This is a genomic window from Novosphingobium sp. HR1a, assembly GCF_015594425.1.
GTDB lineage: Bacteria > Pseudomonadota > Alphaproteobacteria > Sphingomonadales > Sphingomonadaceae > Novosphingobium > Novosphingobium resinovorum_A.
Genome location: NZ_JABXWS010000092.1, coordinates 1 through 21,792 on the forward strand (window position 1 = coordinate 1; position 21,792 = coordinate 21,792).

Genomic DNA, 21,792 nt, shown 5'->3' on the forward strand with positions numbered 1-21,792 from the left:
AGAGGAAGGCGATCATGCCTGAGGCCAGTTCGGCGGGAGCCTCCAGCGGTGCAAGGTGTGCAGCCTCGATCGACAAATGCGCAGCGCCGGGGATGCGGGCAAGCAAATATTCGCCATGCCCTTCGAACGGCGTCGAGGTATCGCGCGTGCCGGTTACCACCAGAGTGGGCGCGGCGATGCCGGAGATACGCTCGGCTAGATACATGTCGCGGATCGCCGCCCCGCAGCCCGCGTAGCCTTGCGCGTCCATGCCAAGCAATTGACGACGCACGGCTTCGTAGATCGCGGGTTCGGCCGTGTCCGACAGAAAACGCCCCATCGCAAGATCGGCGATGGCGGCCATCCCCTCACCGCGCACTTTCGCGATACGATCGTTCCACGAAGCGCTGTCCATCGTGGCGGACGTGCAGATGGGGATGAGCTTTTCAATCCGCTCGGGCGCGGCGACGGCCAGTTCCATCGCGATTATCCCTCCCAGCGAGACGCCCGCGACACTGAAGCGCGCAAAACCTGCCGCGTCCGCGCCTGCAAGCACATCGGCGGCCAGCATCGCCATCGAAAAGTCACCCGGTTCGGCAATTGACGCACCATGGCCGCGCGCGTCGATCCGCAGCAGCGCGAAGTGTTCGCGCAGAAGTGGCAGCACCGCGTCCCACAAATCCATATCGGTGCCGATGGAGTTGAGCAGCACCAGCGCAGGTGCGTCGTCGCGGCCGTCGCGCTTCCAGTAGAGGCTGGCGCCTGCAGCTTGAGTGAAAGGCATAGATCAGTCCTCAGGTGCGATGGTGACACGCAGGCCGTCGAGCGCCAGGGTCATGGCGATCAGGCAGGACAAGCGCGAGAAGTCGGTGCGATAAGCACCGATGGCGGTTTCGTCGCCCGAGCGGGTGACGGCGATCAGTCTGGGCACCTATCCATGTCCTATGAAGCTGGCGTCAGCCGATATCGCCACCAGCCACCGGCAGGACCGATCCGGTCACGTAGCTGGCCTCGTCCGAGGCGAGGAAGAGGATCGGCGCGATCTGTTCCTCCAGCGTGCCATAGCGTTTCATGAAGGCGGACGAGGTGACCTGCGCCACCGCCTCTGCCATCCAGGCCTGCTCCTGCGCGTTGTCCCCCTCGGCGTTGCGGGCGACCCGGCGCGCAGGCGCACTGGTGCCGCCGGGCGCGGTCGCGACGACGCGGATGCCGTCTTCTGCATACTCCATGGCGAGCGCCTGCGTCATGCCATTGATCCCGCCCTTGGCCGCCGAATAGGGCACCCGGCGAATGCCGCGCGTGGCGTTGGACGAGAGGTTGACGATCGTGCCAGCGCCCTGCCCCAGCATGACCGGCAGCGCCGCATGACAGCAATAGAGCGTCGGCATCAGCGAGCGGCGGATTTCCGCATCGATCTGCGCCGGCTCGAACTCGGCATAAGGACGCATGCGGATCGCGCCGCCGACGTTGTTGACGAGAATGTCGATGCGCCCGAACGCCGCGACGGCCGCTGCCATCGCCTCGGCCGCACCCTCGTACGTTTCGAGGTCGCACTGGACCGACACGGCCTTGCCGCCATCCGCGACGATGGCCTGCTCCACCTCGGCGACGAAATCGGCTCGGTCGACGAGGACGACGCTTGCGCCCTCCGCCGCCGCGCGTGTGGCAACACCTGCCCCGATACCCTGCGCGGCGCCGGTCACGACCATGACCTTGCCTGCGAACCGTCCTGCGAAGATCACTGCAGCCTCCTCAGACGTGGTAGACGTCGATGACCTGATGAATGTAGTCGTCCTTGAGAACGATCTTCTTCTTCAGGATCTTCGGGACGTCTCCAGCCGTATCCAGCGTCAGGAAGGTGGTTCCGAAGAACTGCTGCGTCTGCTGGTAGCGGTGGCTGAGCGTGTGCCAGTTGTAGCGCAGGTCGATCGCACCTTCGCGCGTCTCCAGCACCTCGACATTGGCGATGAAGTGCGAGGTGCGCGCTTCAGGCGTGCTGGCCGACGAACGCTCGGTGTTCAGGCGGTAGACCCGGTCCTCGAGCCCTTTGCGGTTGCCGTAGTAGATCAGCGAGATCTCGGTCTGCGGGTTCGTGGTCAGCGCATCGTCGTCGGTCCACGCGGGCATCCAGTATTCGGCATCCTGCGAATAGCATTCCAGCCATTCGTCGAACTCGCGGTCGTCGAGCAGGCGCGCCTCGCGGTAGAGGAACGCGCAGATCTCGGCATAGGACAGCGCGGCGGCAGTGTTTTCCAGAACGAGGGTCATTCCGCAGCCTCCAGCATCGGTTCGGCGTCCTTCGCCATGCCGTCGAGCATGATCTGCGCCCAGAACTCGTGCTGGCGCACGAAGAGGCCCTCGTCCTCGCTACGCTCGCTGGAGAGCAGCGGGTTCATGCCCATCGCCTTCGCATTGGCGTCGGGGCCATGGATCCAGCGCGTAGCGCCACGGCTGAGATCGTTCCACAGTTCGCCTGCGCCTTCGTAGGCGGACTGGCAGCTGCGGAATTCCTCGAGGTCGTCAGGCGTACCCATGCCGGTGACGTTGAAGAAGTCCTCATACTGGCGGATGCGGTGGGCACGATCCTCTGCGTTCTCCCCCTTGGGCGCGTAGCAGTAGATCGTGACCTCGGTGGTATGGACGTCGATCGGACGCACCACGCGGATCTGGGTGGAGAACTGGTCCATCAGGAACACGTTGGGATAGAGCGCTAGATTGCGCGTCTGTTCGAGAATGAACTTCGCCTTGTCCTCGCCGAGCCGTGCGTCCAGCGCCGCCTTGTGGCTCCAGATCGGGCGCACTTCGGGGTTCAGCACCTGCGTCCAGAGCAGGATATGGCCATGCTCGAAGCCGTAGACGCCGCTTGCCGGAGCCTTCGACCAGCCGTTGGCATCGACTGCCTTGGTCCCGCCTTCGGCACGCCGGCCCATGGTGGACTGGTAGTTTTCGTGAACGGAGCTGACGTGGTAACCGTCGCAGCCGTTCTCCATCTGCATCTTCCAGTTGCCGTCGAAGGTGTAGGTGGAATTGCCGGTCAGCAGTTCCAGCCCCTCGGGCGCCTGGTCGACCATCTGGTCGATGATGACTTTCGCTTCGCCCAGATGCTCTTCCAGCGGGAGCACATCGTGGTTGAGTGAGGCGAAGATGAAGCCGCGATAGCTTTCGACGCGGGCGCGCGTCAGGTCGTGCGACCCTTCATGGTTGAAGCTGTCCGGATAGGCGCCGGTGCTGGCGTCCTTGGCGCGCATCAGCGAACCGTCGGTCTTGAAGCTCCAGCCGTGGAAGGGGCACACGAACAGCGGCTGGTTCCCTCGCTTGCGGCGGCACAGCTTGGCGCCGCGATGGGCACAGGCGTTGACGACGCAGTTGAGGCCGCCGTCCTTGGCACGGGTCAGGATCACCGGGGTGCGCCCGATCCAGGTCGTGAAGTAATCGTTCTTCTTCTCGACCTGGCTTTCGTGGGCAACGTAGACCCAGTTGCTCTCGAAGATATACTTCATCTCGAGTTCGAACAGCGCCGGGTCGGTGAAGACGTCGCGGCGGCAGCGGAACAGGCCGGTCTCGGGGTCGTCGACCACGGCGGTCGCAACGCGGCTCATCAGGTGTTCGTGCATGATCCTGTCTCCCGTGTTCTGGTTGTCAGACGGTTTCGGCTTCCGGAGCAGGCGTCGCTTCGGCGCGGGTGCGCGAGGAGAAGCCCTCGTCACCGGCGTCGTGGGCGCGCTGCAGTTGGAAGTCGAACTGGATGTAGGCGCTGTCACCCTGGCGACTGGGCACTGGCAGCAACCCTGCGCGGGTGCCGAAGGCGAAGTCGTCGGCCGCGAAGGGATCGTCGCCGAAGTTGATCTGCGTCGTCAGCGTGCGGTAGCCCGGCGCCTCGATGAAGAAGTGGACATGGGCCGGACGGTTGCCGTGGCGGCCCAGCGCCTGCATCAGCTTGTCGGTCGCGCCCTCGGGCGGCACCGAATAGCCGCTCGGCTGGTTCGAATGGAACGCATAGCGCCCGTCGTCGGCCAGCTTGATGCGGCGGCGGTTGTTGAACGGGGTCTGTTCGCCGGTCGGGTCGAAGTGCGAATACCAGCCCTTCGAGTTCGCGTGCCAGACGTGAACGATGGCGTCCTTGACCGCTTCGCCATCGGGGCCGGTCACGGTGCCTGTCATGTGCAGCACGGTGGTGCCCTCGTCGGGATCGACACTGAGGTTGGCGTTGCCTTCCACGAGCGGCGCACCGGCGACGTAGAGCGGGCCTTCGATGGTGCGCGGCGTGCCGCCGGTGAGGCCGGCCTCGGCGTCCTTGGCGTCCATGTAGAGGTCGAGGAAGTGCTCGAGGCCGGTGCCGGGGACGATCAGGCCGATCTCACCTGCGCTGTCCGACAGGTACTTCATCGCCAGCCAGAACTCGCTCTCGGAGACGTCATGCCTGACGATGAGTTCCATCACGCTTTCAGTAAGGTCGCGCACGATCGCCTTGAGGCGCGGGCTGCCGCCGCTCTCGTTCACGCCGGCGGCGCGGTCGAGCAACTGCTGGATCTCGGGGGTCTTTACGAAGCTGGTGTCCATTTCATTCTCTCCCGTAATTCTAGGCCCGTTATTCCGGGCGGTGGCGATCAGCGATCGTCGTCATGGATGGAGGAAGGGTGGCGGCACAGCGGCGTCACCTTCATGGTCATGAAGGGGTACAGCGGCAGTGCCATGAGCGTGTCGTGCAGCGCGGTGTTGCTCTCGACGTCGAAGATCGAGACGTTCGAGTACAAGCCGACCTTGCGCCAGATGTGGCGCCAGGTTCCCGCGGCCTGGAGCTTCTGGAAGTAGGCCTTTTCCTCGGCCTTGATCCGCGCCGCTTCGGCGGGATCGAAGCCCAGGGGAATGTTGACGTCCATTTCGACCATGAAAAGCACGGGGGTCAGGCTCCTGCGTTGACGGCGTGAAGGGCGGGCGCGGTCCGGTCGCGCCGGAAGAAGGCGAGCTTGTCCTCGTCGAGGCTGACGCCGAGGCCCGGCGCAGTCGGGACCGCCAGCGAGAAGTCGGCATAGGCCAGCGGCTCGGAAAGGATTTCCTCGGTCTGGAGCAACGGACCGAACAGTTCGGTGCCCCAGGCGAGTTCAGGCAGGGTCGCGAAGACATGGGCCGACGCAATGGTGCCGATCCCGCCTTCGAGCATGGTGCCGCCATACAGGCCGATATCCGCGGCCGTACCGATCGCGGCGACTTCGGCGGTGGCGAAAAGGCCGCCCGATTGGGCGATCTTGAGCGCGAAGACGCCCGCGGCATGGCTCGCAGCGATACGCAGCGCGGAGCGGGGGCCATGAAGCGCCTCGTCCGCCATCAGCGGCACCGCCTGCGTGGTGGACAGCCGGGCCATGCCAGCGACGTCGTCCCCGGCGATCGGCTGCTCGACGAGATCGCAGCCGACATCGGCCAGCATCGCCATGCCCAGCTTGGCCTGCGCCTCGCTCCAGTTCTGGTTGACGTCCACCCGCACACTGGCCCGGTCGCCGAGCGCCTTGCAGATGGCGCCGACATGGGCCACGTCGTCGCGCACGTCGCGCTTGCCGATCTTGAGCTTGAAGATGCGGTGGCGGCGCGCCTCCAGCATGGCCTCGCCCTCGGCGATGTCACGCGCGGTGTCGCCGCTGGCGAGCGTCCAGGCCACTGGCAGGCTGCCGCGCACCCGGCCTCCGCCGATCAGTTCGGACACCGGAACCCCGAGCCGCTTGCCTGCCAAGTCGAGCAGCGCCGTCTCCACCGCGCACTTGGCGAAGTGATTGCCGCGCACGCACTTGGCGACTTTGGCCATAGTCGCGCCGACTTGCGCGATATCGCAGGTTTCCAGCACCGGGACGATGTAGGTGTCGATCGCGGACTTGATGCTCTCGGGGCTCTCTTCGCCATAGCTGAGGCCGCCGATCGTGGTGCCCTCGCCCAGTCCCTCGACGCCGTCGGCGTCGATCAGCCGAACGATCACCATCGACTGCGCATGCATGGTAGCCATGGCCAGCACGTGAGGCCGGATCGTCGGCACATCGACGATGAAGGTATCAGCGCGGCTTAACATAGCCATTGCAGCGACTCTCCCATATGCTTAGCTTTCATGGGACAGATATGCCTGCGCGATACTTCTATCAAAGATCAATGCGGTCAACACTACATACCTGTTGGGTATATTGCAGCCCGAGCGATGCTAGAGGGAGGGTTTAGATCTCGTGATGGACATGCGCCTCCTGCGTTACTTCGTGGCGGTTGCGGACGAAGGTAACTTCAACCGGGCGGCAGAACGGCTGCACATCGCCCAGCCACCATTGTCGCGCGCGATCCAGCAGCTGGAGGCTCACGTCGGCGCCCCGCTGCTCGACCGGTCGAGCCGGCCGCTGCGGCTGACCGCGGTGGGACGGCTGCTCCATGCCCAGGCGCTGCAGATGCTCGCCCGCATGGAAGACGTGGAGACCATGGTGAAGGCGGCGGCGACCAGTCGGCGCCGGCGCCTGGTCATCGGCTTCGTCGCCTCCACCATATACGCGCGCCTGCCCGAACTGATCCGCGAATTCCGCAAGGTCGCCGAGAACGTCGAACTGGTCATGGTGGAAGCGACGACGCTCGACCAGATCGCCGCCCTCAAGGACGGGCGTATCGACGTCGGCTTCGGTCGTATCCGGTTCGAGGATCCGGCAGTACGGCGCATCATCCTGCGCGACGAAAGACTCATCGCCGCCTTCCCGACGGATCACCCGCTCGCGAACGGCGAGGAGCCGATCTCCCTGCGCGAACTCGCCGACGAACCGCAAATTCTCTACCCGCGCGCACCGCGCCCCAGCTATGCCGACCAGGTGATCTCGCTCTTCCGCGACCATTCCATCGAACCGCGCGTGGTCCACGAGGCGCGCGAACTGCAGATCGCCATCGGCCTCGTCGCGGCGCAGGAAGGCATGGCGATCGTCCCGGAATCGGTCCGCCGCGCCCGCAGCCACGACGTCGCCTTCCGCGAACTCGTGGAGCCTGCGACCTCGCCGATCATCATGAGCCACCGCCCCGGCGACCGCTCACCCGAACTGGCGCTCATGGCCGCCGTCATCGCGCGCAAGTATGCGCAATGGGGCTACGAAGTGCCCACCGCGCTGATAGAGGACCTCTGATGGTGCCGCTCTGTGCTGCGCAGCATGCAACCAGGTCCGCGCACAAAGCATACTCCTGTACCGTCGGATTTTCCGACGCGGGATGCTAAACCGGCCGCGCCACCATGCAGCGAGTACCAGAGTCATGAGCGAAACGCGTGAACCCGAGAACCGCCCCCAAGGCATTAGCGACTACACGGGGCCGGCCGGCGGCTGGGGCGCTCTGCGCGCAGTGGCGCGTACCGTTCGCGAGCAGATGAAGGCCAGCCCCGACACGCGCGCGCTCCTGCAAATGAACCAGCCCGACGGCTTCGACTGCCCCGGCTGCGCCTGGCCCGATCCCCGGCACACCTCCTCGTTCGAATTCTGCGAGAACGGCGCCAAGGCCGTCACTTGGGAAGCCACCGTCAAGCGCGTCGATCCCGACTTCTTCGCGCGCCACACCGCCACCGAACTGTGGTCCTGGAGCGATCACCAGTTGGAGGACGCGGGCCGCCTCACCGAACCGCTGCGCTACGATGCCGAGACCGACCACTATGTGCCCATCACATGGGACGAAGCCTTCGCCCGCGCGGGTGCATCGATGCAGGCCCTCGCCCACGCCGACCAGGCCGAGTTCTACTGCTCCGGCCGCGCCTCCAACGAGGCCGCGTTCCTCTACCAGCTCTTCGCGCGCGAGTTCGGGACCAACAACTTCCCCGACTGCTCGAACATGTGCCACGAGGCGACCAGCACCGGCCTGCCCAAGTCGATCGGCATCGGCAAGGGCACGGTGACGCTGGAGGATTTCGACCTCGCCGACGCGATCTTCTGCATCGGCCACAACCCCGGCACCAACCACCCGCGCATGCTCGGCACGCTGGCCGCCGCATCGAAGCGCGGCGTGCCCATCGTCGTCGCCAACCCGATGCGCGAGCGCGGACTCGAACGCTTCAAGTCGCCGCAGCATCCCACCGAAATGCTCTCGACCCATTCCACCCCGCTCGCCTCTGCCTACCATCAGGTCCGCATTGGCGGCGACATGGCGATGCTCAAGGGCATGATGAAACTGGTGGTTGAGGCCGACGCCCTAGACCACGCTTTCATCGCCGATCACACCGAAGGGCTGGACGCGCTCAGGGCCGATCTCGATGCCACCAGCTGGAACTGGATCGAGGTCGCCTCCGGCCTGACGCGCGATGCCATCGAAAGCATGGCGCAAGTTTACATGAAGGCGGAGCGGGTGATCGTCTGCTACGGCATGGGGATCACCCAGCACAAGCACGGCACCCAGAACGTGCAGGCGATCGCCAACCTGCTGCTACTGCGTGGGCAGTTCGGCAAGCCGGGCGCGGGCATCTGCCCCCTGCGCGGCCACAGCAACGTACAGGGCGACCGCACCGTCGGCATCACCGAACTGCCGACCGAGGACATGCTGCAGCGTCTCGACGACGCTTTCGGCATCGCCGCGCCCCGCCATCACGGCCACAATGCAGTCGAAGCCCTTGCCGCCATGCGCTCCGGACACTCGAAGGCGCTGATCTCGCTCGGCGGCAACCTCGCCGTCGCCATGCCCGATCCCGAGGCCTGCTTCGCCGCGGTGCGCGGGCTGGACCTTTCGGTCAATATCCTCACCAAGTTCAACCGCACTTGCCTGCTGACGGCGAAGGAGACTCTGGTGCTCCCCTGCCTCGGCCGCACCGAGTTGGACGTACAGCAGGCCGGGCCGCAGTGGGTGACGGTGGAGGACAGCATGTCGATGGTCCACGCCTCACGCGGGAAACTCAAGGCGCCCGGCCCCGACGTGCGCTCCGAGCCGGCGATCGTTGCCGGGCTGGCGCAGGCGGCGATGCCGCACACCCGCATCGACTGGGCCGCGCTCGTCGCCGACTACGACCGCATCCGCGACGGCATCGAGGCCGTTTATCCCGACTTTCGCGACTTCAACATTCGCGTGCGCGAGCCGGGTGGATTCCGCCTCACCATCGGCCCTGCGACCCGCACGTGGAAGACACCGACCGGCAAGGCGCAGTTCATCGCGCACCCCCACGCCGAGGAACAGGTCGAGCGCTCGCTGCTGCTCACCACGATCCGCAGCCATGACCAGTACAACACCACCATCTACAGCCTTGACGATCGCTATCGCGGCGTCACCGGCCGCCGCGACGTGATCTTCGCCAACGAAGTGGACCTTGCCATGCTGGGTCTGGCCGAGGGCGACAAGGTGGACGTCACCACCCCGGCCGGGCGCACATTGAAGGGCTTCACGCTGGTCCGCCATGCCATCGCGCGCGGCTCGCTGGCGGCTTACTATCCGGAGGCCAACTGCCTTGTGCCGCTGGACAACTATGACCCCGCGAGCGGCACCCCGGCCTACAAGTCGATCCCGGTCACCATCCGCGCTGCCGCCTGATCGCACGCATGAGAACGCCCCCGAGAGTGAGTGGTCTCTCCCGGGGGCGCAGGCCGCCGCGTCATCGGTGGGGGATGGAAGCGACGCGGCGGTGTTAGGCACGCCTTTCTGACGAAGGCTTATCTGCGGAACTTACTGGTCGCGGCTGGTGCTGGCACCGAGGCCGACCGAACCATTCGCACCGCTCTTCGAAGCCGAACCGCTGCCCGAGCCGTTCACGTTGGCGCTGCGCTTGCCCGCCTGCGCGTTGGCAGAACCATTACCCGAACCCGAGGCTGAGCTGTTCGCCGCGCTGGACGCCGCATCGCGGGCCTGGCTGCCGACCGCCTGCGCCTTCTCTGCCGCGGCCGAGCGGGCTGCCTGAGCCGTCCCGGTCGCGGTGCCCGCAACCTGCGAGGTCACGCCCGAAGTATCAGGCAGGCTGCCCGAACCGGCGAGATTGCCCGCACCCGAAGCCGAGCCGTTCGCGCCCGATCCCGTCAGTGAACCGGCGAGCGAGCCCGTGGCCGAACCCGTGCCGGTTGCCGAACCGCTACCCGCCGTCGAGCGGGCGGAGTCGACGAGGCCGCTGGCCTGCGAGCGGGCGCTATCGGCTGCACCGGTCACCGCCGAGGTATCCGGCGCCGAAACCGAGGGCTTGGTCACGGACTTCCTGGCGTGGCCGCTGGCATTGCCCGAGGCCCGCGACGAAACGCTGCGGCTGGCGCGCGAGGCGCTGATGTCGCCCGCACCGCCCATGGTCCCGTCGATCGAGCTGCCGACACCGCCGATGGTGCCGCCCAGCGAGCCGCCGAGGCCACCGCCGAGCGATCCGCCAAGGCCGCCACCGCCCAGCAGTTGGGCATTGGCCACGCCTGGCGCGGCGATCAGGGCAAGAGTTGCGATGGCGGTCGTAAGTGAGAGCTTGTTCATGGGATTTGCTCCTTCCTTGTTGTCGTTGGCCCCGTCCGGGGTGTCTGATGGAAGGAACGGATGGCCATTTCGCTTTCATCCATGGCCGATGAAATTATTTCAGATTTTTTCTAAAGGCCCGATCGGCAGATGTTGCACAACACGCCGCGTCCGGTTCGGCGCTGCCCCTTGATGGCTTCGGAATCCACGGCTTTCAGCGCCTCTGCGGCACTTCTGACGAGTGCCCGCCGCGCCGCGATACGCGACGCCACCAGCGGCGCAGCATAGGACGTTCCGCGCAGCGACTGACGGCCCTTGCCCGGCACCAGCGCCGACATGTCCGCTCCCGGCGCGGCATAATCGAGGTGCGAGGCACGCCCCGCCTCGATCAGCACGCGTCCCGATCCGTCCACGCCTGTCACCGCAATCACGCCGGGATAGGACGCCGGAAAGGCAGGCGGAGCAGCCGCGCCGTCATTGCCGACCGCCGCCACCACCGTCATCCCCTTGCTCTGCGCCGAAGCCACCGCCCGCGCCAGCAGCGGGTTGGACGGACCGACCAGACTGATCGACACCACCGGCACGCCCTGCACCTGCATCCACCCCAGCGCCCTTGCGATCGCCAGCGCATTGCCGCCCGCCGGGTCCGCGCCATAGACATCGGCGCCATAGATACGCGCAGTCCCCGCCCCCGTCAGAAGCGAGGCGATCGCGCTGGCATGGTCGCTTGTTTTCGGCGCTCCCGCCGCGAAGCCACGCTGCGAGGCAAGCCGCGTCGAACCACCGATGCCGCCGTCGATGACCCCGACAGTGCCGCCGCGTGGAAGCGCGCCGGATACCGCCTTGCCGTCCTGCGTGGGGGTGCCACCCGAAGGAAAATGCAACTGATCCGCGCTGATCTCCCGGCCAGGAAGGGTCTTTCGCAAGTCCTCCACCGATTTGGCCAGAGAGGCGCCTGACGGCACCTCGAGGCGCGCAAAGCGTACATCGAGCCCTTCCAGCGCACCTTGCTCGATCACATTGTACCCCTGCCGCCGGGCCGTATCGAGCGCCGCCTCGTCGGGGTCCAGCATCAGCACTTCGCCCCGCACGGCAGGCTGGTGCTGCTCGTCCCACTCGACCCGGTCGCCGTGATCGGCGACCAGCCGGGTGAGCCGCCGCACCCGCTCGTTCGCCAGCGCGCGCACGTCGCTCACGATCCGCCCGACGGGCTCTATCACCGGCCCGGCAATGTCGCCGAGCGTATCGCGCACCCGGCCCACGGTCCCGGGCAGGTCCATCGGCAGCCCACCACCGAGCTGCGCTTCGACCGGCACCGACGGCGCGGCGAGAAAGATGGCGGCAATCCCGGCCGAAAGAAGGGTGCGATTTCTCATCGATCCATCCGATAGCAAAAATTTCGTGGCATTCAGGGATGAAACGCGGCAGTCGGTCCGTTTCATCCTGCGGACAAGACATTTCGATGAACGCATCGACGAGCCAAGACCGTTTCTGCGAGGAACTCACCGCCCTGCTGCCGCGCCTGCGGCGCTTCGCGCGGGGCCTCGCCCGTGATGCGGCCGACGCCGACGACTTGTGCCAGCAGACGGTCGAGCGCGCGCTCAAGTCCCGCCAGTCGTGGCAGGACGGCACGCGGCTTGACGCTTGGGTTTACAGGATTATGCGCAACCAGTGGATCGATGAAGTACGGGCAAGGACGCGGCGCTCGCAGACCTTCACTCACGAGGAGGAAGGCGCCAACGTCGGCACACCCGGTGATCGCGATGCCGAGAACATGGTCGAACTGGGTAATGTCGGCCGCGCCCTCGCCCGTCTGCCCGACGACCAGCGCGAAGCGGTAGTGCTCGTGCTGGTCGAGGGCTTTGCCTACAAGGAAGCGGCCGAAATCATCGGCGTGCCGCAGGGCACGCTCACCTCGCGGCTCGGGCGTGGCCGCGAGGCATTGCTGCGCGAACTCGGAGAAATCGCATGACCGTGAGCGAGGAGGAATTCGCCGCCTACGCCGATGGCGAACTGTCCGGCGCCGACGGGCAGCGGGTGGCCGATGCGATTGCCGCCGACCCCACGCTTTCGTCGCGACTCCAGGAGCAGCAGCGCCTGCGTGCGCTACTGCGCGGCCACTTCGATCCCGTCGCTGAAGAGCCGGTGCCGGAAAGCCTGACCCTGATGATCGCAGCCGCTGCGGCAGAGGACGTCGAAGCGGAGATGATCGACGCCAAGTCGGACGAACCCGCCCGGATTCTCGATTTCACCGCCGCGCGCGCGCGCCGGGACAGGCAGACCCGCGCCGCCAGTTCGCGCCGCTTCACGCTGCCGCGCTGGTCCGGCATGGGAGCAGCGATCGCCGCCTCGCTCGTGCTGGGACTGTTCTTCGGAACGCGCATTGCAGATGACGGTGCCGGTGTGACTTCAAGCGGTGCGCTTGTGGCGACAGGCATGCTGGCCAGGGGCCTCGACGAAAAGCTCGCGTCCAGCGATGAAACCGGCAAGCTGCGGATTCTCACCAGCTTCCGGCGCAGTGACGGCGGTTATTGCCGCGTCTACGACGCCGGCGCCAGTTCGGGCATCGCCTGCAAGGACAGCGAAGGCTGGGTCCTGCGCCGGGCGATGACTAACGAGGCCACCACGCACGGCGAATACCGACAAGCCGGCTCGGCCGCGGGAGATCTCATGGCCGCGGCGCAAGCGATGGCCTCAGGCGATCCGCTTGACGCCGCGCAAGAACGGGCTGCGCGCGCAGCACGGTGGAGCAAATAGGGCTGCGCCAGACCGGCTGATCAGGTAGCCTGTGCCACCCGCAGCGGTGTTTCATCCATCGATGGCTCATCGGGCAATGGATCGAGCCTTAGCGACGATGGTGACGGCGGCATCCTGCGCCTGCTCAGCGCCTCACCTATGAAGCCCAGCGACCAGCCAGCATGCATCGTCATCGCGGCAATTCCGGAGCAGGCCGCACATCCCGATCGCGCGCGCATGCCGAGCAACGCCCCGCCGACGAGCGACACCGCCAACCAGCATGACATAGGTATTGCCAGCACCATCGCTCCGAACCCGAAAGGCGCCGCCGCAAATGCGCTCAGTGCAGTGGCGATTGCCGGCAGCACGCCGATCGGCAGCATCTGGCGCAACTTCAACGGTGCCGGATGTCGCTTGAGATTGCGCGCGCGACCCTTGCCGTAATTGCGATACTGCCTGAACAGGGCGCTCACGGAGGCACGAGGGTGGTAGACGATCGCAGCATCCGGCTCGAGCCAGATGCGGCCGCCCGCGGCGATAAGCCGGCGATCGAGTTCGGAATCCTCGTTAGCGGCAAAATCCTCGTCATATCCTCCCACCATCATGAACAGGACGAGGTCGAACAGGGCGTGGTGGCCATGTTCGACCCACTGCCCCCTTCCGACGTGGCGATGCACGGCGCCGCCTGTGCCCAGCACGGAGTTCTGCGCCGCAGCCGCCGCTTTCTGGAAGCATCCCGTCCCCCGTGTGGTCATCGGCACGACCACCGAGGTCGCCCGCATGCCCTGCGCCGAAAGCACGAGGCGTGGGACGAACTCTTCCGGGTATCGCGCATGTGCGTCGATCCGCACCAGCCAGCGACGTCCGGCGCCATAGCGGCGAGCCGCCAGGTTTACCGCCGCCCCCTGCATCCGTTTGGGATTTTCCAGCAGCACCAGATTATCGTGCCTGGAGGCGAGATTTCTGACGATCTCCCTGCTTCGATCGGTACTTCCGCCATCGGCCACCACGACCAGCGCACCGCCCACATTGCGCAGTAGCTTCGCCAGCAAGGCGGGCAGGTACGCTTCCTCGTTCAGGCAGGGTACGACGATGAGCATGTCGGCACCGTCGAAATCAGGCACGGACACGCCCTAAGATGGCCTCGGCTATGGCACGGCGCTCGGAAAGGGCCTGATGAAGCGCGCCATCCGGCAAGGCGGCAATGGCGAGCTGCATGCGCCATCGCTCATCGGCGGTCAGCCCCAGCAATCGATCGGGCAGTTCGCTGTCCGCATCGTCCAACAACAACCCGACATCACGGCGCGCCAGCCAGCGCCCGGTTTCGACGCTTTTCAAGGCGATGGGTATCGCGCCATGGGCCAGGCCTTCGTAGAGCCGGTTGGGCAACAACCATTCCGAATTCATCCCTTCCTCGAAATAGTCGATGGCCCAGACGAAATCGACACCGGTATAAAGGTCTGCCAGGTCTTCGGGGCGATAGGCTCCCAGGTATCGCATCCGTGGGATCTTCGACACTTCCGCTTCGAAATCGGGGAATTCGGCAGGACTGGCGATGCCGGCGATCACCACTTCCACGCGCCCTCTCGCCCGCTGTGCCAGTTGGGCAAGGTGCGTGAAGGTCCGGCGGCAGCGCAGCATTCCGAACCACCCGATGACAATGGGGGCGTCACTGGAGGATCTAGGCGAGGGAGGCACGCTGGACCGCGAGCGGGACACTTTGTTCTCCACCAGTATCACGCCTTCGGAGCGCCGTTGCCTTTTCGAAAAGTAGCGATCCGCGAACGCCGGTGAACTCACGATCACCAGGTCCGTGCGCGCCAGCAACCACCGCTCCAGCCACCTGAGCATACGGGATTTCCAGCCCCCGCCGAGCATCAGCCGATGGATGTCCAGGCACTCGTAGACCAGACGCTGCTCGCGCCGGCGCACACGCCACGCGAGCACGAGCATCTCAAGGTTTCGGGCGACGATCACCGAAGCTCCGTAGCAAAGCTCCCGAACCGCTGCCGGATCAAGAAGATGTCGCGCCACCGCCGCCGCACGCTGCATCAATCGCGCATCCATGGTGCGGCCCAGATCAACAGTGCGGCGCAGATCAAGCACCCGATGCGCGATGTCGGTGTCCATCACCGATGCGCGCCTGCGAAAGCCGCCAAGAGCCACCGCCAAACCCTCTCCCAAAAGCAGATCGACTCTCCGATGAACGGCGGTGTCGTCCATGTCATGCACGAGATACGCCACCGATGCCCTGACAGTTTGATCCAATTCCATCTGAAAACCCCGAAACTCCATCTCAAAATGGAGCGAAATTCTGTTTCCAGCGACGGGGCGTATCGGCATTATACCTAGGACGACCGCAACGCTTTACGGACGACATGCTTAGGCATTGCTGCATATGCCTCAATGTTTAGATGATCCTATTTGGAGCAACGCCTTGAGCAACAGGATTCATGGCGCCGCAGCGGATGAAATATCCGTCCGGGCAACCGCTCGACTATTTCCCGAGGCGTCTGAAATAGGCGCGCTTTTCTTCAGGCGCAGGTGGGCTTTCGCTTCGGCCTTCGTGATCACTCTGACGATCGCCGCAACCATACTGGCCTTGCTGCCCCGCACCTATACCGCCACAAGCACGCTTCTGCTGGAGCCGCGGCAGGCGGAACCGGTGAAGATCAACGACCGCGGCTTCGTGGCACCTGCGGATGACAACCTGATCGACACGGCGGTGCAAGTGGTCCGCTCGCCGGCATTGACACTGGACGTGGTGCGCCAACTGGGTCTCGCACGCACACGCGAGTTCGGCGGCAAGATCGATACCGCCGCATCCGCGGCAGAGCGCGAGCGCCGGACGGCCGAAATCCTTCTGGCGCAAAGTCATGTTCGGCGTGTTGGTGTGACATATCTCGTCGAGATTTCGGTCTCTTCCACCGACCCTGTGAACGCGGCAAGGATCGCCAACGCGCTGGCAGGGCGCTACATCCAACTCGACAGCACCAAGAAGCAACTGCGCAACAGCCAGTCCGCGCGCTACGTCGAAGGACAGGCAAGCACTCTGCAGCGCCAGGCGGTCGCCGATGATGCGGCGCTTCAGAACTACATGATCCGCAACAATCTCATGAGCGCGCAAGGCGCGACCATGGCCGAGCAGGAAGTCTCCGAACTCAATCGCCAGATCGCGGACTCGCAGGCGCAACTGGCCGAACAGCGCGGAAAGCTGAGCGCTGCTCAGACCCAGATCGCGCGCGGTGGAGGCGGGGCCGATACCGGCAGCGCGCTTGCGTCGGAAACGGTCAGGCAACTGCGGCAGCAGGAAGCGCAGGCCAGTGCCCGCCTGGCCCAACTGGATGCGCGTTATGGAGCGCTCCATCCCGACGTGGTCGAAGCTCGCGATGAACTTGCCGACGTACGCAGTCAACTCGGTGCCGAATTGACGCGCATCATCTCCGGCCTGCGCGGCGATGTGCAGATTGCGGAATCCCGGCTTGGTTCATTGCTCGCAAGTCGCGCACAGGCGAAAGGCTCGCTGGCCCAGAACAGTTCGGCACAAGTGGGCCGCCTGGAACTCGAGCGACGAGCCGAGGCAAGCAGGGCGATCTACAACGCCTACCTCACGCGTGAAAAAGAGACCGCGCAGGTCGGCGCGTTGCCCAACGCAGACGCGACGATCGCGTCTGTGGCACGTGTACCAGATACCCCTTCCTCACCCCGCTATCTTCTCGGTGCGCTTGCCGGGCTGGCAGCAGCAGCGATAGCTGCCTGCCTGACCATGGCGGTCGCGGAATATCTGGAAGATACGGTCGCGACCCGCGCCGACATCGAGACGGGCCTAGGCGCGGTCTATGCAGGAGCCATTCCGACCCTGTCCTCAGCAACTCGTGCAAAAGCGGAAAGCATCCTGCCTCAGGACTATGTGACAATGCGGCCGATGTCGCTGTTCACGGAAAGCCTTCGTAATCTTGCAACCTACCTTGGACTCACGATGTCGGACGGCACGGCCAAAGTCCTCACCATCACATCCGCTCTTCCCCGGGAGGGCAAGTCCACCACTTCGATGTGCCTGGCTCGAACCTTGGCCATCGGCAAGCAGCGTGTCGTGCTGGTGGACGCCGACGTACGCCATCACTCGACTTCCGACGCCCTGTTACCCGGCAGGAATGCCGAAGGGCTGTTCCGTGTTCTGGATGGTACGATCCGGATCGACGAAGCGCTGGTGCGCGAAGATCGTACCGGCTTGCATATCTTGCCAACCCTCGGCCAACGGAGCTCGGAAGACCAGATAACGGAAGATGCCATGGCGCGCCTGATCGCTGGCCTGAGGGAGGGTTTCGACATCATCATCATCGATTCTGCACCTGTTCTGGGCGTGGCCGAAACACGGATGGTATCCAGGCTATCGGACAAGACTCTGGTCATCGCACGCTGGCGCCGAACGCCGGAAAAAGCGGTGCGGACGACTCTTGACCTCCTCGCTCAAGGGGGCGGCAAGGTGGGAGGGGTTGCGCTCAGCCTGGTGAACATCAAGGAATTCGCCAGCGCGGGGCTCACCGACGCATTTGGCTACCACAAGAAATTCAAGGGCTACTATGTCGACTGAGGACACTGTAGCCCCCCAGCGCTTTGCTGCGCTGGACGCACTACGCGGCATCGCCGCGTTTTCGGTTTTGTTTTATCACTTACGTACTCTTGCGGCACTAGGGCGGCCGGCCGCAGCGGGCTCGCTGTTCGCAAGCGGCTATCTGGCAGTGGATTTTTTCTTTGTACTAAGCGGCTTCGTGATTGCCCATGCTTATGGAACCCGGCTTCGAGAAGGCATGGGATTGCGCGAGTTCTTGGTGATGCGTTTTGTACGCCTGCAACCCGTCATGGCGATCGGGACGCTCATCGGACTCTCGCTCGCATTGAGCCGGAGCCTGTTCAGTCCCGATCAAGGCCCCGGTCTGTTCGCCATCGTTACCGGATTACCAGCCAACCTGCTGATGCTGCCTAACGTGTTCGTTCCGTGGGGCATATTTCTTTTCAATCCGCCCGCATGGTCACTGTTCTACGAACTCGTGGCAAACGCGATATACGCGGCAAGGCTGACACGAACGCGGCGATCCTCTGCTCGCAAAACGGCGATCGGCTTGCTGTGCTGGATGGTACTGGGTCTCGCGGGGTTGCTCCTATCGGTAGTTATTTTCGGTGACCTTGATCATGGAGTGGTATTACAAGATTGGTTCGTTGCATTGTCGCGGGTATCGTTCTCGTTTTCTTTTGGCGTAGTGCTTGATGGCACCCGGAGGTACTGGGTTCCAAAGGTGCCATGCATTTCGACTCCTGTTCTCCTGATGATCTGTGTCTTAATTTTGATCCCTGATTTTGATGGGCGTGCGAGAGCGGCTTACGATCTGGCATTTGTAATGATTTTTTCACCATTACTTGTAATGCTTGGGGCAAAATCAATACCTTCGCCAGCCAACCGTGCAATTTTAGATTGGCTAGGAGCAGTATCTTACCCGATATACGCGCTACATGCGCCCATTAAGCACGTGATGGAGGCTATATCCAACTTCCAGTACACGCTTACACTTCCTTTATGCGCCTTATTTGTTGTTATATCAGCATCAATAATCACAAAAATTGATTCAATATCTCGAAATTATGCCAATAAATTTATAGATAAAAATTTGGAATTTCATTCGCATTCGAAATCACATTCTCTGAAACGTATGCAAAATATATGAATAATTTTATGCTATCCAGCGCGCAAACATCATTAGCATTTTTTCTGCACCCGAAAAAATTTTTTCTGGATTTTATCTCATTTTCCGGAAATTTCATCAATAAAGATAACTCTTACCGAAATCGTATGCCTTCAAAAGGCGATATTTTCTTCATAAGTCGGCAAAGGATCATCGGCCGCACGAACGGCAGCAGCGCGTATCTGCTGGATCTCGCTGACGCGGCCAAAGGTGCCGGGTTTACGCCTCACCTGTTGCAGCCGTCTCCAGATCTTATGGGACGATGGCCGGTCATGCGCTTACGGCCTGAAATGAGTGTGTTTCACTCGCATGAAATCCGCAGCGTGCTGAAATTGGGATCATGGGTCATATCACTCGATCCCGGCGTTTTTCGCGATGCCATTCTCGCCATCATGATCCGATGGTTTCGGCGTGCGGGACTGACCGCAACATGGCTGAAAGATCGACCACGCCCATATTCCATAGCGGCCGCGTGGCGAAATTCCGACCGGTCGTTCGTGATCAGGCACGCCAGAGCGCGCGCGGACCTTGTCATCGCCGACTATGCTTTTCAGGCGGAAGCTCTCGACCTCCTGCCCGACCTGCCCGGCGCAATCGTGATGCACGACTTGTTCCATCGCCGCAAAATCGCATCCGGCGGCCGCGATTCAGTATGTCACCTCGATCGCGATCAGGAAATTGCACTATTGCGCCGCGCCGACGCAGTCCTGGCGATCCAGGCCGACGAGGCCGGCTTCGTATCCGAACATGTGCCCGCGGCCAGATCGATACTGGCGCCAATGGCAGTCCGTCCCGTCGAGGCCGCGCAGCCAGGAGCGACCGGACGCCTCCTCTTCGTGGGAAGCAACACCGCGCCCAATGTCGTCTGTCTCGAATGGTTCTTCGAAAACGTCTGGCCAACCGTCCGATCAAGGTCTCCGGAGACAACGCTGGATGTCGTCGGATCGGTGGCCCTCGCCTTTCCTGGAAGAGCACCAGAAGGGGTCAGGTTCCACGGAATAATTGACGATCTTGCCTCGATCTACGCGGCGGCGGCAGTCGTGATCTCGCCGCTGACATTTGGGTCGGGACTGAAGATCAAGCTCGTCGAAGCGATGGCGCAAGGCAAGGCCGTGGTTGCTACCAGCGTGACTTTGCAAGGTGTGGAGCACGAATGCCGGCCCGTCATACGTGTTGCGGACGAAGCGCAAGCATTCGCCGAAGCGGTATTGTCGCTTGAGGATGAACAACACCGTCTGGCTCTGGGCACCGCTGCATTATCGGCGGCCAGAACGCACTTTTCTCCACAAGTCTGCCATGCCGCGTTCATCGCGTGGCTGGAGGACAATCGCCCCGACCTGGACGCCGATCCAAAAGTCCGAAACCGATCATGAACAGAATTTCGCCTGACGTCGCGAAGCCGCTGTTCTGGTCCACGGCTTCAAGCCTCGGGACGCAAGCGTTGTCGTTCCTGACCTTTGCCATTTTGGCACGTTTGCTGGGAGCACCTGCATTCGGGCTTGTCGCGATGGCGGCCCTCGTCATCGACTTGTTGCTGACGCTCAGCACCATCGGCATGAATGAAGCAGTGGTTCAGCGCCGCTCACTTACTGAAGAAGACGCCGACACCGCGTTCTGGGCCAACCTGGCATGCGGACTTCTATGCTGCGTCGTTACTGTCGCCGCCGCCCCGCTGCTCGCACGATTATTCGACCAGCCCGAACTCGCCCCCATCGTCGCTGCGCTCGCATCGATCTTCGCGATCACCCCGCTCGGAACCATACACACCGCGCGCCTGCAGCGTGAACTGCGCTTCCGCTCCGTGGCTGCAAGAAGCCTTGCCGCTTCTTTGGCGGGCGCGCTGGTCGGGTTGCCCCTTGCCTTGGCCGGATTTGGCGCGTGGGCTCTTGTCGGACAACGGATCGGTGCTTCTGCCGCCATGGCTGTCAGTGCGTGGATAAGTACCGGCTGGATGCCAAGGCCGAGGTTTAAATGCGCCGCCTGCCGCGATATGATGCGCTTCGGGGTTCATCTGGGCATCGCCGGCACGCTCAACCAGATCAACATCCGCAGCGCCGAGGTCATATCCGGCATTCTCGTCGGCCCGGCGGCCGTTGCATTCATTCGGGCCGGATCACGCATCGTCGAGGTGTTGAACCAGGTTACTTATGCGCCGTTCCAGCAGATCGCCCTGCCCGTTCTGGCGCGAACGGCACACGATCGTCAGGCCATGCGAACGACGTATCTGCGCATGAGCCGGTTGTCGGCGTTCGTCATGTTCCCCGCCTTCTTCGGCACGCTGGCTCTGTCACGTCAGGTCGTGGACCTTGTCTTCGGTCCGGGATGGGAACCCGTGGCCGACGCGATCCGGATTTTCGCGTGCGCCGTAGTTCCTTCGCAGATGAACACCCTTGTCGTGGCGGCCATCGCCTCGGCAGGAGAATCCCGGACCGTTCTGGCATGGACCTCCACGCAGATCGTGCTTGGTCTGGCGGCCGCGGCAGCGGTCCACGACTGGGGGTGGCAGGCCATGTTGATGACGGGAGTGGTTCGTGGCTATCTCGTTCTGCCTTATGGCCTCTATTTGCTGCGCAAACGCCTGGAAATTCCGTTTCGCGACGTTTTCGCAAGCCTTAGGCCCGCGCTGACCAGCAGCGCACTCATGGTTGTGCTGATACTTGCATGTGTGCGGACGAGCGAAGCGTCCATATCGCCACTGGGGATCATAGCCTTCGCATTGCCCTCAGGGGTCGTGACCTATGTCGGTTCATACATATGGCAGGACCCTGCCATTCTTGTCCAAGCGCGGGACATGCTTCGCAGCAGGTTGTGCAGGAACGCGCCGCGCTGACCTTTTATCGACCGATCGCAGCGCCGTCGGCTCGGCGTGCCGGACCAACCCGCGAACATACGGCGGGAGGGATTGCGGCGGATTTATCTCGCCAGGTCCCGATCGGCTTTGGGT

Annotated in this window: 20 protein-coding genes; 8 read left to right on the forward strand and 12 right to left on the reverse strand. The window is 63.7% G+C overall.

The features are described 5' to 3' along the window. From HWN72_RS24385 to HWN72_RS24420, 8 genes are all read right to left on the reverse strand, one after another. On the reverse strand, positions 1 to 763 hold a 763-nt coding region (locus HWN72_RS24385; protein WP_211151599.1), incomplete at its 3' end, for an alpha/beta fold hydrolase. Between the two features lie 3 nt (positions 764 to 766). Next, entirely contained in the window at positions 767 to 910 is a 144-nt protein-coding gene (locus HWN72_RS24390; RefSeq protein WP_172705185.1) for a hypothetical protein, read from the reverse strand. Between the two features lie 25 nt (positions 911 to 935). Next, positions 936 to 1,721 carry a benzoate diol dehydrogenase BenD gene (benD, locus tag HWN72_RS24395; protein ID WP_008832819.1) on the reverse strand — a complete coding sequence of 262 codons (786 nt, stop codon included), beginning with the start codon at positions 1,719 to 1,721 and terminating at the stop codon, positions 936 to 938. Positions 1,722 to 1,731: 10 nt separating this feature from the next. After that, positions 1,732 to 2,247 (reverse strand): benzoate 1,2-dioxygenase small subunit, encoded by a 516-nt coding sequence (benB, locus tag HWN72_RS24400; RefSeq protein WP_008832820.1) that lies wholly within the window; start codon positions 2,245 to 2,247, stop codon positions 1,732 to 1,734. Then, positions 2,244 to 3,593, reverse strand: coding sequence for a Rieske 2Fe-2S domain-containing protein (locus HWN72_RS24405; RefSeq protein ID WP_008832821.1), 1,350 nt, complete (start codon positions 3,591 to 3,593; stop codon positions 2,244 to 2,246). The genes benB and HWN72_RS24405 overlap by 4 nt, the downstream gene beginning before the upstream one ends. A gap of 25 nt (positions 3,594 to 3,618) precedes the next feature. Further along, the gene (locus tag HWN72_RS24410; RefSeq protein ID WP_008832822.1) at positions 3,619 to 4,539 is read right to left on the reverse strand and encodes a dioxygenase; all 921 of its coding nucleotides are present in this window, start codon (positions 4,537 to 4,539) and stop codon (positions 3,619 to 3,621) included. A gap of 47 nt (positions 4,540 to 4,586) precedes the next feature. Further along, positions 4,587 to 4,877, reverse strand: a complete 291-nt coding sequence (catC, locus tag HWN72_RS24415) for a muconolactone Delta-isomerase (RefSeq protein WP_008832823.1) — start codon at positions 4,875 to 4,877, stop codon at positions 4,587 to 4,589. A 5-nt stretch (positions 4,878 to 4,882) separates the two neighbouring features. Next, positions 4,883 to 6,040, reverse strand: coding sequence for a muconate/chloromuconate family cycloisomerase (locus HWN72_RS24420; protein ID WP_211151600.1), 1,158 nt, complete (start codon positions 6,038 to 6,040; stop codon positions 4,883 to 4,885). Positions 6,041 to 6,185: 145 nt separating this feature from the next. Here HWN72_RS24420 and HWN72_RS24425 point away from each other — a divergent pair, with 145 nt between their 5' ends. Together HWN72_RS24425 and HWN72_RS24430 are read left to right on the forward strand one after the other, a co-directional pair. Continuing rightward, on the forward strand, positions 6,186 to 7,109 hold the full coding sequence (locus tag HWN72_RS24425; protein WP_008832825.1) for a LysR family transcriptional regulator: 924 nt from the start codon (positions 6,186 to 6,188) through the stop codon (positions 7,107 to 7,109). 124 nt (positions 7,110 to 7,233) lie between these two features. After that, on the forward strand, positions 7,234 to 9,480 hold the full coding sequence (locus HWN72_RS24430; RefSeq protein ID WP_069709380.1) for an FdhF/YdeP family oxidoreductase: 2,247 nt from the start codon (positions 7,234 to 7,236) through the stop codon (positions 9,478 to 9,480). A gap of 132 nt (positions 9,481 to 9,612) precedes the next feature. Here HWN72_RS24430 and HWN72_RS24435 read toward each other — a convergent pair whose 3' ends face one another. Both HWN72_RS24435 and HWN72_RS24440 read right to left on the reverse strand, forming a co-directional pair. Then, the gene (locus tag HWN72_RS24435) at positions 9,613 to 10,392 is read right to left on the reverse strand and encodes a hypothetical protein (RefSeq protein WP_008832827.1); all 780 of its coding nucleotides are present in this window, start codon (positions 10,390 to 10,392) and stop codon (positions 9,613 to 9,615) included. A 110-nt stretch (positions 10,393 to 10,502) separates the two neighbouring features. Next, complete coding sequence (locus HWN72_RS24440) at positions 10,503 to 11,747, reverse strand: S8 family serine peptidase (protein WP_069709381.1); 1,245 nt, start codon at positions 11,745 to 11,747, stop codon at positions 10,503 to 10,505. An 86-nt stretch (positions 11,748 to 11,833) separates the two neighbouring features. On the opposite strand from HWN72_RS24440, the gene HWN72_RS24445 reads away from it, so the two are divergent. Both HWN72_RS24445 and HWN72_RS24450 read left to right on the forward strand, forming a co-directional pair. After that, positions 11,834 to 12,343: an RNA polymerase sigma factor gene (locus tag HWN72_RS24445; protein ID WP_008832829.1), complete on the forward strand. Its 510-nt coding sequence runs from the start codon at positions 11,834 to 11,836 to the stop codon at positions 12,341 to 12,343. Further along, entirely contained in the window at positions 12,340 to 13,128 is a 789-nt protein-coding gene (locus HWN72_RS24450; protein WP_008832830.1) for a hypothetical protein, read from the forward strand. The genes HWN72_RS24445 and HWN72_RS24450 overlap by 4 nt, the downstream gene beginning before the upstream one ends. Positions 13,129 to 13,148: 20 nt before the next feature. Here HWN72_RS24450 and HWN72_RS24455 read toward each other — a convergent pair whose 3' ends face one another. Next, a complete protein-coding gene (locus HWN72_RS24455) occupies positions 13,149 to 14,231 on the reverse strand; it encodes a glycosyltransferase family 2 protein (RefSeq protein WP_008832831.1) in 1,083 nt (360 codons plus the stop codon). Next, entirely contained in the window at positions 14,224 to 15,402 is a 1,179-nt protein-coding gene (locus HWN72_RS24460) for a glycosyltransferase (protein WP_051586770.1), read from the reverse strand. The genes HWN72_RS24455 and HWN72_RS24460 overlap by 8 nt, the downstream gene beginning before the upstream one ends. 142 nt (positions 15,403 to 15,544) lie before the next feature. On the opposite strand from HWN72_RS24460, the gene HWN72_RS24465 reads away from it, so the two are divergent. From HWN72_RS24465 to HWN72_RS24480, 4 genes are read left to right on the forward strand one after another with little or no spacing between them, the layout of a single operon-like run. Next, on the forward strand, positions 15,545 to 17,701 hold the full coding sequence (locus tag HWN72_RS24465) for a polysaccharide biosynthesis tyrosine autokinase (protein ID WP_162177371.1): 2,157 nt from the start codon (positions 15,545 to 15,547) through the stop codon (positions 17,699 to 17,701). Beyond that, a complete protein-coding gene (locus HWN72_RS24470; RefSeq protein WP_083274773.1) occupies positions 17,691 to 18,830 on the forward strand; it encodes an acyltransferase in 1,140 nt (379 codons plus the stop codon). The genes HWN72_RS24465 and HWN72_RS24470 overlap by 11 nt, the downstream gene beginning before the upstream one ends. Further along, positions 18,827 to 20,221, forward strand: a complete 1,395-nt coding sequence (locus HWN72_RS24475) for a glycosyltransferase (protein WP_081798956.1) — start codon at positions 18,827 to 18,829, stop codon at positions 20,219 to 20,221. Before HWN72_RS24470 ends, HWN72_RS24475 begins: the two co-directional genes overlap by 4 nt. Further along, the gene (locus tag HWN72_RS24480) at positions 20,218 to 21,678 is read left to right on the forward strand and encodes a lipopolysaccharide biosynthesis protein (protein WP_211151601.1); all 1,461 of its coding nucleotides are present in this window, start codon (positions 20,218 to 20,220) and stop codon (positions 21,676 to 21,678) included. The genes HWN72_RS24475 and HWN72_RS24480 overlap by 4 nt, the downstream gene beginning before the upstream one ends. Positions 21,679 to 21,792: the final 114 nt, after the last annotated feature.